This window comes from Streptomyces sp. NPDC057950 (assembly GCF_042887295.1).
Taxonomy (GTDB): domain Bacteria; phylum Actinomycetota; class Actinomycetes; order Streptomycetales; family Streptomycetaceae; genus Streptomyces; species Streptomyces kaempferi.
On the sequence record NZ_JBHVPP010000010.1, the window covers coordinates 1 to 15,123 of the forward strand.

Here is a 15,123-nt window from a genome sequence, read left to right on the forward strand (position 1 = left end):
GTCCGTCCCGGCCGGGACGGACCGCGCGGCGCGGCTTTGCCGTCAGTGGCCGCTCGTGGTGCCGATGTCGACGATGTGGTCGTACCGCTCCAGCAGTACGAAGAGCTTGGTCTTCTGCGTCGTCGCCCCGCTGCCGAAGGTCAGGGTGACGACGACCTCATGGCCGTTGCCGACAGCGCCGTTGTCGGTAACCGTCCACCGGGCCGGGACGTTCTGGACACGCAGGACGCCGTCCGCCCCGTTCTCCTCCTCCCACATCTCCAGCCGCCGGTTGAAGTCGGGCGTCAGGTAGTGCTCGCGAAGCACGGTGGCCAGCGTGCCGTCCGGGTCCTCGTAGTCGCCCTTCGCGTCGATGTACGCGCCGTAGAAGTCGGCGACCCGGGTCACCGCTCGGCCGAACGTGCCGCTGACCGACCGGGGCGCGACGGCGGACACCTTCGCGCTCGCCGGGGCGGACGCCTGTGCCGACGCGCTGAGCCCCAGCGGCAGGGTCACGGCGGCGACAAGGCCGGCGGTCAGAGCGGTGCGGCGGACGAGCCTGCGGGCGGTCCTGTTGCTGTTCATCCGAGTGTCTCCCCGATTTCGATGGGTTCGAAAGTGCGTCGCTGGGTGCGGGACGGCCCCTCGACCCTCGTGGTGCGGGGGCGGCTCCGGCGACAGCAAGAGCATCGGCGGCCCCGCGGTCCGGGCACAACGGACGGCGCCCGCTACGCAACGGTGGAACCGTCCCAGGCCATTTGACCTCTCTTCATCAGGAGTGCCTGGGATGCCGTCCTGGGACGCGAGGCGGGGGAACCGGTGTCGTCCCAGGACGAGGTGGAGGAGTTCGCGGCGCTGCTGCGGCGTCTGAAGGCCCGCACGGACCGCAGTTACGCGGCACTCGCGCGCCGCCTGAACATGAACGCCTCGACGCTGCACCGGTATTGCGCGGGGGACGCCGTGCCGCTCGGCTTCGCACCCGTTGAACGATTCGCCGCCATGTGCGAGGCCACTCCGGCCGAACGGATAGAGCTGCACCGGCGGTGGGTCCTGGCCGTGGCGGCACGACAACGGTCCCGGACGGCGACCGAGCCCGCACCGGAAGTCGCACGAGGCCGCCCGGCGGGCAGCGAGAGCCCCTTGACCGAGGGTGCGGCTGAATCCGCGTCAGCGGTAACCGCAGACTCCCTCTCCACGACGGCCGCCGGCTTTGTGTCCGCGGCAGCCCCCGCCCCCTCACCCGGTCCCCGCCAGACCCCCGCCGGGAGCCTCGCCGGCTCGTCGCGGGAGCGCGACGCGGCATCGCACCCCGCCTCGCGCAAGCCCTGGTCCAGGCGCCGCTCAGCGGTCGCCGCGACTGTCGCGACCGCACTGGTCGCCATCCTGGGCAGCCTGTCCGCCCTGTCGTACGGGCACTACTGGGCCGCCGACGGCGACCAGGCGTCCGGCACGACGACCGCGAAGACCGCCGACGCACGGCACGACTCCCCGACACCGTCCGCGCGCACCCCCACCACGCTCCGCCGACCGCCCGGCGCGCCCTCGCCGCAGGCACCCGCCGCGGGCGACGGCTCGTCGAACCCGTCCATGGCCCCGCCCGCCGAGACCGTCCCCGCCGCGCCGCCCCTCGCCTGGACCTCGAACTCCCAACTGTGGGAACTCGGTTGTCAGCACGACTACGTCATCGACAAGGCACCCCGGCAGGTGCCGCCACCCCCGGCCCCCCAGGACGCCGCCCCGTGGGCGCGTACACAAGGCGCGGTGCACGGCGGCCAGACACTCGTGGGCATCTCTGTGCAGGGGCGAACGGACGCGGCCGTCGTCCTGGAAGCGCTGCGGGTCCGCGTCGTGGGACGGGCCACCCCGATGAAGGGCACCGTCTACGCCACCGGCCAAGGCTGCGGCAGCGACATGAATCCCCGTTCGTTCGCCGTCGATCTGGACATGGACCGACCGATCGCCAGCTCGGTCCAGGGCGCTGAGGGCGGAACGAGCACCCCGGCGATGCGCATGCCCTACCGGGTGTCCTCGAAGGATCCCGAGGTGCTGCTGGTCGACGCTCGAACCGCTGACTGCGACTGCCGCTGGTACCTGGAGCTCGACTGGTCCTCGCAGGGCCGCACCGGCACCGAGCGCATCGACGACCACGGCCTCGCATTCCGCACCAGCGCCATCAAGGGCCTGCCGCGCTACTGGTACGCACGCCACGGCTGGACCCCCCTCACAAGCTGAACAGGGCCCACTGCCACCCGACATCACCCCCCGGATACTCAACGCGCCCACCACCCCGCACCGCGAGCCGGTCGCCCCTTCCTGGCGCCCCGGCCGGGCCGTGGACCGGCATCGTGGGAGGCGTCTTTGCCCAACCTTTGACGCGCCCGCGGTGACTGCCCGTGAGTTCGGCTGCCTGGTGCGGCTGGGGAGTCGGACGGCCGGAAGGCCCGATCTGCCGAAGTCGCGCAGGTGCGGCCCGTACTCGAGGCCGCCCGCCGTTCTGACCAGCTCGATCAGCCGACGCGACGGATGCCCCCACGGTTGCTCACCGTGAACTGCCGCACCAGAAAGTTCCGTTGGTCTCGTTGACACGCCGCAGGCACGCGCGTTCACTCGTCTCTCGTGAATGGCAACGTTGTCAGGCCGTTGGAGCGACCGGCACCGTTGCCTCTCGTCGGCGTGCGCTGTTCGGCACGCCGACACCTCGTGTGCGAAGTGGGACCCCGCTGTGGAGGCAACCGATGGCAAGACCCCGACGTTCAGCCGCTCCACGTAACCGCAAGAGATTCCGTCAACGCCTGGCCGTGGTGTCCGTCTTGGGCATCGCCGTCCTTCCGCTCCCCACGATCGGGAACGCCCAAGCGGCGAGCGCCGCGACCCCGGGCTTCGTCAAGGACCCCGCGTCCCTGGTCAACCCTCTCATCGGCACCTCCGGTGCGGTGGACACCTTCCCCGGCCCCGACATGCCTGCCGGCATGGTGCAGTGGGGTCCCGACACGACGCCCGACCGGCCCTCGGGCGGCGGCTACGAGTACAACGACAGCAAGTTCTCCGGCTTCAGCCTGACCCATGTCTCCGGGCCCGGCTGCGGCGTCGCGGGCGATCTGCCCGTCCTGCCGGTCACCGGAGCACTGTCCGGCAGCCTCGGCGGTACGTCCGTAGGCTTCAACCACGATGACGAGAAGACCGGCATCGGCTCCTACAAAGTGACCGATGCGAACGGGGTCACGACCCAGTTGACCGACACCACCCGCGCCGGTCTGGGCGCCTTCACCTTCCCCGCGGGCCGGCAGGCCAACCTGCTCTTCAAGCTCAGTGGTGGCGCCACGCAGGTGGACGGGACCCGTGTCCAGGTGGTGAACAAGAAGGAGATCAGCGGCTCGATCGACAGTGGTCACTTCTGTGGCGCGAGCAACAGGTACACGCTGCACTTCGATATCAAGTTCGACCAGCCGTTCACTGCCAGCGGCACCTGGGTCGGCGGCACGATCAACCCGAGCGCGACCTCGCTGAAGGCGGGCAAGGCCCGGCAGGACCTGCTGACGCACCCGTCGAAGCCGCTGAAGGAGAAGCACTTCACCGTTCCGGCCGCCCCGTCCCCGACGGTGCACCACGCCGGCGGTGGCGCGAAATCCGTCGCCCCGTCCCCAGCGGCGGGCGCGGGCAGCGCAGCCGGCAAGTCGGCTGCGGGCAAGGCCGGGTCGAGCGCCGAGCCGCCGACGACCGGTGCGAACGGGATGTACCTGACCTTCGACACCTCCACCAACCCCACAGTGCGCGCGAAGGTCGGCATCTCGTACACGAGTGACGCCGGTGCCGCGGACAACCTCTCCCGCGAGATCAAGAACTGGAACCTCGCCACCGTCGAGCAGGCCAACCATGACGCCTGGAACGCGGTACTGAACAAGGTCCAGGTCGGCGGCGGGTCCACGGACCAGCAGGTGCAGTTCTACACCGCGCTCTACCACGCGCTGCTGCACCCGAACGTCTTCTCGGACGCCGACGGGCAGTACATGGGCATGGACAACCAGGTCCACAAGCTGGCCAAGGGACAACAGGCCCAGTACGCCAACTACTCGGGCTGGGACACCTACCGCTCCCAGACCCAGCTGATGGCGATGGTCGAGCCCAAGGTCACCAGCGATGTCGTCACCTCGATGCTCAACGGGTACGACCAGACGGGTCTGCTCCCCAAGTGGGCGTCGAACAACGGCGAGAGTTACGTCATGGTCGGTGACCCGGCCGCCGGCATCATCGCCGACTCGTACGCCTTCGGGGCCCGGAGCTTCGACACGGACAAGGCGCTCGCCGCCCTGCAGCACGAGGGCACGGCGCCGAACAACGACCGCCCCGGCGAATCCGTGCGCGACGCGAAGGGCTACCTCCCGCTCGACGAGAACGACTACAGCTGCTGCAACTTCTACGGGCCCGTCTCCACGCAGTTGGAGTACGACTCCGCGGACTACGCTGTCGCCGCCTTCGCCAAGGCACTGGGCAAGACGTCCGTCTACACGAAGTTCGCCACCCGCGCACAGGACTGGATGAACGTCTTCAACCCGCAGACCGGGTACATGCAGGGCAAGAACAAGGACGGCCAGTTCACCGGCGGATTCACCCCGGGCACCTCCAACGGCTTCGTCGAGGGTACGTCGGCGCAGTACACGCCGATGGTCCCGTTCAACCTGCGGCAGCTCATCCAGGCACGGGGCGGCACGCAGGCGTACTCGTCCTACCTGGACAGCCTGCTGGACAACGTCGCCCACCCCGGCGGCACCGACGCCGACCTGAGCAATGAGCCCAGCGTCGAGATCCCGTGGGAGTACGCCTACACGGGCGAGCCGTGGAAGGCCCAGGCGGCCGTCCGCGACGCCCAGCAGAAGCTGTACTTCAACGCCCCGGTCGGTTCCTTCGGCAACGACGACCTCGGCGCGATGAGTTCCTGGTACGTCTGGTCCGCGCTCGGCATGTATCCCGAGACCCCGGGCGCGGACACCCTGGTGCTCGGCAGTCCGGCCTTCCCGGTGGCCAAGGTGACCCTGGGCAGCGGCAAGGCGGTACAGATCAAGGCGCCGCAGGCCGCACCCGACGCGCCGTACGTGCAGTCGCTGGACGTCAAGGGCAAGCCGTGGAAGACCTCCTGGTTGACCTACCAGCAGTTCACGGGAGCCGGCACGCTCGACTTCACGCTCGGCACCCAGCCCGACAAGTCGTGGGCGTCCGACCCGTCCGCGGTACCTCCGTCGGACACCACCGGCGGCGACCGGGTGCTGGCCGCGACCGGCCCCACCAGCGACGGCCTTGTCCTCCAACCGGGCGCGTCCGGTGACGGGACGCTGAAGCTGACCAACCTCGGCAGCAAGGCCGTCACGGTCGACTGGAAGGCCACGGCACCCTCGGGAGTCACGCTGGACACGGCATCCGGCTCATTGCCGGTGGCCGCGTCCGGCAGCGCCGAGACCAAGGTCCGTGTGACGGCGGGCTCGAACGAAGGCACGTTCCCGGTCACCTTCGCACTGACCGACCACACCACCGGTACGGCAGTGGGCGGTGCCGTCCTCCGCGTGGCCGTTGCGAAGGCGGGTGCGCTGTGGCCCTACGACACCAATGAGGGCGTCTTCCCCGACGGGGCCACCTTCTCGTCCGGGTTCGACGGCGGTGGCTGGGCGTTCTCGCAGAACGCGCTGTCGGCGGCCGGGGTCACCAACGGCTCCGCCATCACGGCCGACGGCATCTCCTACACCTGGCCGACGGTGACGTCGGGTCAGCCGGACAACCTGGAGATGGCCGGCCAGACCATCCCCATGCCGGCCGGCACCGCAGGTGCGTCCCTCGGCCTGCTGGGCGCCGCGACCAACGCGCCGACCGACGGCAGCGGGGTCTCGGGCACGTTGACCGTCAACTACACCGACGGCACCACTTCCCGGGCGACAGTCGGCTTCTCGGACTGGACGCTCAACGGAGGCGGCAGCAAGCCGATTCCGGGGGACACGACGGCCGTCGCGACGGGTTACCGGAACACGGCGAGCGGAGGTCGGGACGGGGTGAAGACGTATGTCTTCGCGACGAAGGTCCCCCTCGACGTGTCCAAGCAGGTGGCGTCGATCACCCTTCCGGTGACGGGCTCCACCGGCACTGTCCACCTGTTCGCCTACGGTTTCGGGCAGTGAGGCGCGGCAGGCGCTGACGACAGAGGGCTGGTTCCGGTCACTACCTCCGGAACCAGCCCTCTGGGCGCGGGAGGGACTTGTCGGCGCTGCCCGCCCGCCGTCGCGCACCGCGCCAGGCCGGGCCTCGGACCGCGAGCGGTACGTCGCGTAGATCGCGTGCATCGCGTGCATCACATGCATCACGTACGTGAGGCAACCGTCGTCATCATCGGGATCGGCGATGAAGGCAAGGCTGAAGCTGATGAGTCCAGGCCCCAGACCGAGCCAGTGGTCCGCTTCGGCGCGGCCGGTCCGCCTGGGGCCCAGCGGCCGGTCCGCTGGGGGCCCATCGGGAGCACCTCCCGGACCCTGTGGCGGGATGCGCGGGCATCCCGCCACAGGGTCCGGACGGGCCGGGACCGCTCGGCTACTGCGAGACGCGCACGTAGTCGACCAGCATCCTCTGCGGGAAGACGGTGGTGGCGTTCGGGGCGCCCGGCCAGTCGCCGCCGACCGCGTTGTTGAGGATCATGTAGAAGGGGTGGTCGTACACCCACGGACCCTTCGTCGTCTCCAGCGTGGAGCGGGCGACGGTGAAGAAGGCGTTGTTGTCGACCGTGAACGTCATGTGGCTGGAGTCCCAGTCCAGCGCGTAGGTGTGGAAGGCGGACGAGAAGTCACTGCCCGCGACCTGGTACGGCGAGCCGAAGCCACCGCCGCCGTTGTAGGCCGGCGCGTGGAGGGTCGAGTAGACGGTGTCGGGCACCTTGCCGATGTGCTCCATGATGTCGATCTCACCGCAGGCCGGCCACGGTGTGCCGGTCTTGAAGTTGGAGCCCAGCAGCCAGAACGCGGGCCAAAGTCCTTGTGTGCCGGTCACCTTGATCCGTGACTCGACGTGTCCGTAGGTGAAGTTGAAATGGTCGGAGGTGTTGATACGGCCCGAGGTGTACTGGCAGGTGGTGGAGCCGGTCAGCGGATCGGTGGGGCAACTGGAGCCCGGGGTGGCCTCCTTGCGGGCCTCTATGACGAGGTTCCCGGCGCCGTCCATCGTGGTGTTCCTGCCGTTGGTGTAGTACTCCAGCTCACCGTTGACACCGGGGCCGGTGTCCTGCGTCCACTTCGAGGCGTCCGGCGTGGTACCGGCCGGCGTGTTGAAGTCGTCCTGGAACACCACGTGTTGGGGGTTGGCAGGGTCGGGTGGGTTGGGCGGCGGAGCCGTCGGGCTGCCCCCGGTGCCGAACACGTCGAAGGTCCACAGGGAGTAGCCGTACGCCGTGCCTCGCGCCGTGCCGTACATCCGCACGTACCGGCCGGTTCCGTCGACGTTCAGGGTCTGCTTGAAGCCCATGCCGGTGGTCGTCGAGTAGACGTCGGTCCAGTTCGTGTTGTCGGCCGAGACCTGGACCCTGTAGGCGCTGGCATAGGCCGGGTCCCATTGCAGGACGACCTGGGTGACGTGCGCGCTCGCGCCGAGGTCGACGCTGATCCACTGCGGGTCGGTCCAGCCGCTGCCCGCGGCCGTGGCCCAGCGGGTGGCCGGGTCGTGGTCGAAGGCATTGGCCGGGGTGCAGCCGCCGCACTGCGCGTCGTCCTGTGCGCTGGAGGCGGTGGCGGGTTTCTTGTAGGAGAGCAGCACCGCGTTGCCGCCGCCCGGCGGTGGAGTGGTCCCGGTGGTGAACACCTGGAACTCCCAGAGTGAGAAGCCGTACTGGGTGGCCCGGGTCGTCCCGTTCATACGGACGTAGCGGCCGGAGCCGGTCAGGGTGAGCAGTTCGGTGGCGCCGACACCGGTGGACGTCTGGTACACGGTGGACCAGGTGGTGCCGTTGTCGGAGACCTGGATCTGGTACGCCTTCCCGTAGGCGGCCTCCCAGCTGAGCTGAACGCCGCAGATGCTCTGCGTGGCGCCGAGGTCGACCTGGATCCACTGGGGTTCGGCGGCGGTGCTCGACCAGCGGGTGTCGTTCCTGCCGTCGACGGCGGCCGACGCGGGGGTGCCGGCGTTCTCTGTGGACGAGGCCGTGGCCGGCTTGTTCAGCGCCGCGTTGGTCGTGGAGCATCCGGTGCCGCCGCTGCCGCTGGTGCCGTAGACCTGGAACTCCCAGAGGGAGAAGCCGTATTGGGTGGCACGCGCCGTGCCGTACATGCGGATGTAGCGGCCGGTGCCGTTGACGGTCAGCGTCTGGGTGCCGCCGGTGGCCGTGGTGGTCGAATAGACGTCGGTCCAGGAGTTGCCGTCCGCCGACGTCTGGATCTTGTACGCCGTGGCGTAGGCGCTCTCCCAGTTCAGGACGACCTGGTTGACCGTGGAGCTCGAGCCCAGGTCGACCTGCAGCCACTGCGGGTCGGTGGCAGCGCTGGACCAGCGTGTACCGGCGTCGCCGTCGACCGCGGCGGAGGCGGGGGTGCCGACGTTCTCGATGGACGAGGCGGTGACGGGCTTGCCTTGCGACAACAGCGTTCCGGCTGCCTGGGCGGGCGCCTGTACCAGGGCCAGCAGGCAGGTCGCCAGCAGAGCGGTGACGACGGTGAACAGCACGGTTCGGGGCGAACGTGCGGGGGCACGGCGGAATAAGCGGTACGGGGGTCTTCCACTCACGGCGTCTCCTGTGGGTTGGTCGCCGAATGAGAGAGCGCTCTCCGGATGACTGATGGTTACGGCCTTGTTGCTGACACGTCAAGACTGTGAACGGAATCGGGCGTCGGGCTTTCCTCGGTCGCGATATGCCTTCAAAGAGTGAAGGCGCCTGAGCTGCACGGACCCGGAGTGCCCGTTATGTACCAACAGGTCGGTGAACCGCTGAACGCGACGCACCGACAAGGAGATCCTGATCGCCGGAGCCACGTGTCCGGCTTTCACCTCGCTGATCGGTCTCGATATTCCGTGGGCGAGGCGGACGCTGGTGCTGGTGCTGGTGCTGGTGCTGGTGCTGGTGCTGGTGCTGGTGACGAAGCTGCGGACCGAGCGGGCCGCGGCGTCGGGTACCGCGTCCTCCGCCAAACGGGTCTCAGTCAGCGCGAGTCCCACCTTCACCGCGTGCTCGGCGGGTTTCGCAGCCCTCTCGGCGCCCTTGACCGCCGTAGAGGCGCGGTCGAGGGTGACATTGCTGTCGGGCGCGGGGTGGGTGACTCGACCCGTCGGACAGGCCTGTACTCCAGCCGTAGATCGTGATCTTGCCGGCCGGGACCACGGCCTCCAGAAGCTCCTGTCAGTACCAAAGAGTGAGCCCGACTGCGCCGGCTCCCGTGCGCGCCGCGTGACGCAGCACCCGGAGCGGGCCGTCGATCAGCTCGTTGATGTCGCGGTTCGGGTCGTCCGCCATCTCGTCCAGCCACATCCGGATCCGGGCGGCCACGTGGGCCCGACGCGAAGGGTGAAGGACGAGCGCTTGCTCGGCCGCGGGGAGCGCGACCCGTACTTGGGCGGCGTCGAACAGGAACTGCCCACAGCATCCTGGAATCCGGAGTGCCGTGTCGCGGCCGAGTCCCCACATGAGCGCCGCCGCGCCATCGCCCCTGGGTACGGCGGCGCAGAACATGCCCTCGCTCTCCTGCTGCGGGACCGCGTGAAGCAGGTAGTCCTGGAACTCGTCCACGTCGGTCCCGTCGTTCCGGACTCTGTCGACCGCGTCCGCAAAGCGCGCGATTTCGTCAATGCGCGACGGCCGCTCGGCAGCCGCGTCGAGCAATTCCGCGGGCGCGACAGGCTCGCACCACTGGCTCATGTCGGCGGACGACGCCGGCCAGGTGCCGTGGGCGCCTGCCGCCCCGGGGAATCGGCGACGCACTTCCTCGATGGGATTGTCCGGCACGATGCCGACCACCCAGACCCCCATCACGCTCATCCGCGCCCCTTCACATCCACGTCGCTCACGATGGGCGATGGGATAACCAGTGCCGTGACCTCGAAGGTTAGTGTTGGAGGGCCTGGCGCCGGTAGTGGCTGCTGCGCGCACGGGCCTGACGTTGTCGGCGCCGGCGCGACCAGCTGAGCCGGTGCGCCAGGCCGTGGGGATGTGGCACAGTGATTTGGCGAAGTGGCCCTGAATCTCCCCGCAGGTCAGCAGGGCGAGCCGCGGTGTGGTCGCGGCGGTCCGTCCGATCGCGGCCGGGACCACGGAAGGCGTGCACGAGCATGGCGGATGTTGTCCAGCGATGCCAAGGGTCCAGCGGCGGACCCGATGCTCGTCCAGCCGATCAGGCCCTTCGCCGACTCGAAGGTTTCCTCCACCGTCCGGCGACGCTCGGCCACCGGACGCCCCCCCGCTGTCCGGGATGCCCGCCGCCCGGCACCGGTCCGGATCCAGGGTCCAAGGTCCAAGGTGTTGCAGCTGAACAGACAGAAAGGACTCCCCCGTTGAACGACACCACACGCCGCACCTGCACGCTGATTGGGGACCGTTACCGCTCCCGGACGGTGTAGGTCAGGTGCGTCACCCATGGGGAGGGCTCCGCGCGGACCGGCTCCAGGACCACTCGGGCCGCGTCCACGCCCTCGAACAGGCGGATCCCGGAGCCGAACAGCACGGGTGACAGCGCGATCGAGAACTCGTCGATCAGGCCGGCGTTCACGTACTCGAGGATCGTCGCGCCGCCGCCCGCGATGCGGACGTCGCGGTCGCCGGCAGCCTCGCGGGCCTGGTCGAGCGCGGTCTCGATACCGTCGTTGACGAAGTGGAAGGTGGTCCCGCCCGGCCGTTCCCAGGGGTCACGCTTCTCGTGCGTCACGACGAAGACCGGCGTGTGGAACGGCGCCTCCTCCGGCCACGCCTGCTCGCCGGCGTCGAACATGCGCTTGCCCATGACGCTCGCGCCGGTGCGCTCGAACGTCTCCCGCACGATGTCGTTGTCGAGCCCCTCCTCGCCGCCCTCGCCGAGCTTCAGGTTCTCCCGGAAGAACCGCTGGGGAAAGACCCACTGTTGGAGCTCCATCCACTGCTGCCCCATCAAGTCCTCGGGGGAATCAGGCGCGATGAAACCGTCCAGCGACATAGTCACGCTGAAGAACACCTTCCCGGCCATCAGTCCTCCGCTCCTTTCCGAACGATCTCGGCGACGTACGCGGCCAGGTTGCCCAGGGTCTGCCGGCCTCCCTCGATCGCGTGGTACTTCTCGACCGCCTCGTCGCGTAGTTCCTTGGTGGGGAACACCGTGCGCATCTCGATCCGGGTCGCCGCGCCGTCCGGCGCGAAGGTGAGGGTCGACTCGAAGGCGTTCGGGTCGCCGTGGGACTCACCGTGGAGCAGGGCGATCCGCTCCGGCGGGGCGATCTCGGTCCAGGAGATCCACTCCTGGTAGTCCGTCCCGTCCGGTCCGTGCATCACGAAGTCCCACTCCCCGCCGACGCGGAACTCGAAGGCCCGCGTGGTGGTGGTGAACCCCTCCGGGCCCCACCACCGCGACAGGTGCCGCACCTCGGTGAATGCCTCGAACACCAGCTCCTGTGGGGCATTGATGACCCGGGAGATCACGATCTCCCGGTCGGCCGCCGGTGACTGCGCCGGCGCGTCCCGTCCTGTCGCTGCCATCGGTCACTCCTCCTGCTTTGCCTGCTTGAGGTCCTGCACGTACTCGTCCAGTCGGTCGAAGCTCTCGTTCCAGAACCGCTCGAACCCGCCGGTCCACTCGTGGACCGGTCGCAGCCCGCGGGCGTCGAGGCCATACAGGCGCTGCTTGCCCGCCTTGCGGTCCCGCACCAGCCCGACCTCTCGGAGTACCCGCAGGTGTTTGGACGCCCCCGGCTGGGTCATCCCCAGCTCCTGGGCCAACTCGGTCACCGGCCGCTCCCCCGCCCGCAGCAACAGCAGGATCTGCCGGCGCTGCGGCTCGGCGATCGCGTTGAAGACGTCCGACGTCGTAGCTGCTCGTGCCATGGATTCCATCGTATTCCGATATCGGCATGCGTCAAGCCGCACGAGTCAGGTGGGGCTTGTCAGGTCCGGCCCGGCGGCTTCGACCGGAGCGGGCCGGGGCTCATTCAGGGGGCCAGGTAAACCTTGGCAGTGCCCACTGCGTGTGCCGCCGACTGGAGCCGGCTGGAGCCCCTGCGCGCAGCCGACCCACCACTGAGCGGCCTTCCCCAAGCTCCGACCGTGCGCCGGGCAACCGCCCCCGTTTCGCCCGCCGACACGACGGCTTGACCAGAACGCGACTTCGGCTGTGGGCCTTCCACGAAGCCGGCGGCGTGCCCCCTTCACAGGATCAGCGACGTCACCGCGCCGCTGCTCGAGAGCGGCGGCGCTGGTGCCCGAAGCCCGCCGTGGATCGAGCATCGGGCCCTTTGCGCCTGCTCGCGCCGAAGGGGCAGCGGCTCAGCGCTCCGGTCCGGCCGGCGTCGACCGCTGGGCTGCGGACAGCCGGGACTTGGCGACGTTGCGGATGCGGCGGGTGCGGCCGCTCTCGGCCAGCACTTCCAGAACGCCCATGGCTGAAGACCTTTCGGCGGTGTGGAGTTGTAGCCAGTTGGAGGCCCCGAGCAGATCCTCGGCGTCCCACGGCTCGCTCAAGGTCATCGCCCGCAGCAACGTCCACTCATCGAGGCGCCTTGTGGAGAAGTCGTCCACCGCGACAGGACCGGTCATCTCCAGGTGCCAGGCAGGATAGCCGGGATCCGTGAGCAGTTCAGCGGCTCGTCTGTCGAGGTACTCGCAGACGGCACTGCTCGCCATCCTTTGATCCGGATCGGTGAGTACTCGGACGATGAGGGCTGCCGCATCCGCCGGTGCCACCTCGTCGAACGACCGCCGGTAGCGAGCGAACCGCACGTGCTCGTCCGGGTCCCAGTCAGGATCGTCCGCTGACACCGAACCGCTCGACACCACCGTCACCCCTCTCATCCGCCTCGGGACGGAAGCCTGGCACAACCCTGCCGTGACCACGATCGGCGGGGGCTTTCGGGCCTGCTCGCCAGCCAGGTGCGGCTCGGTGGTGAAGGCGCCGCGTGAACGTCCCGGTCCGTGATCACCTGGATCGGTGAACACGCCGCCCGGTGGTTACTGCTGCAAGTCGCCCTGCTCACGGGTCCCGGCCGCATGCCGATGGGCGCGGAACACCGTGGAGTCGACTCCGCGCCCAATCAGCCAAGTTGGAACCGCCCGGTTCAGCGCCTCACATCGTGATCCGGAGGCGGCTCCCACGGAAACGCAGTGGTCAGTCGAACATGGCGCAGTTGACCGCGTCCATCAGGGCCGCGCCGATCTGGTGCGCCTGCTTGTCGAGAGTGGACGTGGCAAAGAAGAAGGCGGCCGTGCGGTGGCCGGTGGAGTCGGTGACGTTGTAGGTCGCGTATCCCGGGACGACACCGACGTGGTCCCAGACCATGCCGCAGCGAGTCTTCGCCGACTCGATGCCCAACCCGTAGCCCAGCTCGTCCGGGTCGCCCGGCCCGTCCTCCGGCACGGTGGTGCGCATCTCGGCCAGTTGGGCGGCGGGCAGCAGGCGGCCCGACATCAGCGCGCCGTAGAAACGGGACCAGTCGCCGGCGGTGGACACGACCGCGGCATCCGCTCCGTCGGCCGTGACGTAGTCGCCGGTGACGTCCACGTGGTCGTCGTGCCGCGGTCCGGCGTAGTTCCTGAACTCGTCGGGAACGTCCGGTGGCATGTGGGCGGCGTCGGGTTCGTAGCCGTGCGCGTGCCGGTCGCGCCAGGCGGAGCCGGTGGCGTAGAAGGTGTGCCGGAGCCCCAGAGGTCCGGCGATCCGGTCCCGCACCAGCGCCGCAAGGTTCTTACCGGTGACCTTCTCCAGGACGGCGCCGATCGCGATGTAGTTGGTGTTGCTGTACGACCACTCGGTGCCGGGCTCGAACAGTGCCGGGTGTCGGCTCACCAGCCTCAGGATCTCCGTCGACGTCCATACGTGGGAGTCCCGGCCGGTGAGGGCAGGTGCGAGGGCGGGGTCCTCGGTGTAGTCGAACAACCCACTGGTGTGGTTGAGCAGCATGCGCAGGGTGATCGCCCTGCCGTTGCGCACCTGGCGGGGCAGCCACTTGTCGACCGGGTCGGTGAGGGCGAGTCTGTGCTCAGCGACCAGTTGCAGGACGAGGGTGGCCATCACCGTCTTGGTGTTGGACGCTTCTCGCACCTCGTCGTCCGCCCTGAGCCGATGGTCCTTCTTCGTCCAGGCGGCCTGCTCGGAGATCTCGATGGGCCTGCCGTGACCGTCGTCCACCCGCACGATCACCCCAGGCACTCCTTCGTCCACCAACTTCCGCGCCAACTCTCGCAGGTGAGCACGTGTCCCCGCAGTGCCGTCCTGTCGGACGGTCGCGAGCGTCGTCCGAGGGCCGACGGCCGCACTCTCACGGACCGCCGCGCTCTCGTGAACCGGGTTCGCACTCGACGGGGTCGCGGCGAGGGGCACGACGAGGGCCGCGGACACCGCGACCGTTGCCACTGCGCGGAACCCCGTCAGTTGCGGGCGCCGTCGAACACACACATTCGCACGCAATTCATGCTCCTTCGAGAATCCGGGAAGACCGTCGGGCACGATCGGGGGGCGGGGAGGAGAACACGGGACTCCGCCGCCGAGTTGTCGCCCGGACCTGGCGCGAAGCCGGCTCCGGCGGGCCCTGTCAGCCCTGGGGAATCCTTCGGAGGATAGTCGACGGCAGGATGAAAAAGATGAGTATCAGATACTCAATCGTGTTTTCCAAGGGGGAGTCCGCGAAACGAGCGGTTTCAGTGAGTTGTCGGGCTCGGCCTCGAAGTCCCGCGACGACTGGCCGGCTTCACCTGCGGACCACGAACCCCACCGAGTCGACGTTCTCCACGGTCCGGCACCGCACCGAGGTCACGCGAGGCGCGGTCGAGCAGACGAGGGCCACCCTGAAGGCCCTCCCCCGAGGTCTGTCCGGCGCCTCGCCGAGCCGCTGATCGACTGACGCTCACCCTGCCGCCGCGTCGTGGGACGATCCAGGAGATCTTGTACGGGACAGCCCTTGGACGTGCGCCGCGCAGCACTGCCGGCCTGTGCGGGTTAGGTCCGGTAAAGGGCCTGCTCA

10 protein-coding genes are annotated in these 15,123 nt (G+C 69.2%); 2 read left to right on the forward strand and 8 right to left on the reverse strand.

Features of this window, described 5'->3' with window-relative positions; all coding sequences use genetic code 11:
* Positions 1 to 42 precede the first annotated feature (42 nt).
* Positions 43 to 564: a hypothetical protein gene (locus ACFVTC_RS17825; RefSeq protein ID WP_390127901.1), complete on the reverse strand. Its 522-nt coding sequence runs from the start codon at positions 562 to 564 to the stop codon at positions 43 to 45.
* A 234-nt stretch (positions 565 to 798) separates the two neighbouring features.
* Between ACFVTC_RS17825 and ACFVTC_RS17830 the strand changes: the two genes are divergently transcribed.
* A complete protein-coding gene (locus tag ACFVTC_RS17830; RefSeq protein WP_390127903.1) occupies positions 799 to 2,211 on the forward strand; it encodes a helix-turn-helix domain-containing protein in 1,413 nt (470 codons plus the stop codon).
* Positions 2,212 to 2,777: 566 nt separating this feature from the next.
* Positions 2,778 to 6,140, forward strand: coding sequence for a GH92 family glycosyl hydrolase (locus ACFVTC_RS17835; RefSeq protein ID WP_390127905.1), 3,363 nt, complete (start codon positions 2,778 to 2,780; stop codon positions 6,138 to 6,140).
* 406 nt (positions 6,141 to 6,546) lie between these two features.
* Here the strand turns inward: ACFVTC_RS17835 and ACFVTC_RS17840 are convergent, their stop codons facing one another.
* From ACFVTC_RS17840 to ACFVTC_RS17870, 7 genes are all read right to left on the reverse strand, one after another.
* Positions 6,547 to 8,661 carry a discoidin domain-containing protein gene (locus ACFVTC_RS17840; RefSeq protein WP_390127907.1) on the reverse strand — a complete coding sequence of 705 codons (2,115 nt, stop codon included), beginning with the start codon at positions 8,659 to 8,661 and terminating at the stop codon, positions 6,547 to 6,549.
* 670 nt (positions 8,662 to 9,331) lie between these two features.
* Positions 9,332 to 9,967 (reverse strand): hypothetical protein, encoded by a 636-nt coding sequence (locus tag ACFVTC_RS17845; RefSeq protein ID WP_390127909.1) that lies wholly within the window; start codon positions 9,965 to 9,967, stop codon positions 9,332 to 9,334.
* A gap of 556 nt (positions 9,968 to 10,523) precedes the next feature.
* On the reverse strand, positions 10,524 to 11,144 hold the full coding sequence (locus ACFVTC_RS17850) for a dihydrofolate reductase family protein (RefSeq protein ID WP_390127911.1): 621 nt from the start codon (positions 11,142 to 11,144) through the stop codon (positions 10,524 to 10,526).
* Positions 11,144 to 11,650, reverse strand: a complete 507-nt coding sequence (locus ACFVTC_RS17855) for an SRPBCC family protein (protein ID WP_390127912.1) — start codon at positions 11,648 to 11,650, stop codon at positions 11,144 to 11,146. The genes ACFVTC_RS17850 and ACFVTC_RS17855 overlap by 1 nt, the downstream gene beginning before the upstream one ends.
* Positions 11,651 to 11,653: 3 nt before the next feature.
* Entirely contained in the window at positions 11,654 to 11,995 is a 342-nt protein-coding gene (locus ACFVTC_RS17860; RefSeq protein WP_390127914.1) for an ArsR/SmtB family transcription factor, read from the reverse strand.
* A gap of 438 nt (positions 11,996 to 12,433) precedes the next feature.
* Positions 12,434 to 12,949 (reverse strand): hypothetical protein, encoded by a 516-nt coding sequence (locus ACFVTC_RS17865; RefSeq protein WP_390127917.1) that lies wholly within the window; start codon positions 12,947 to 12,949, stop codon positions 12,434 to 12,436.
* A gap of 322 nt (positions 12,950 to 13,271) precedes the next feature.
* Positions 13,272 to 14,303 (reverse strand): serine hydrolase domain-containing protein, encoded by a 1,032-nt coding sequence (locus ACFVTC_RS17870; protein ID WP_390127919.1) that lies wholly within the window; start codon positions 14,301 to 14,303, stop codon positions 13,272 to 13,274.
* Between the last annotated feature and the right edge of the window lie 820 nt (positions 14,304 to 15,123).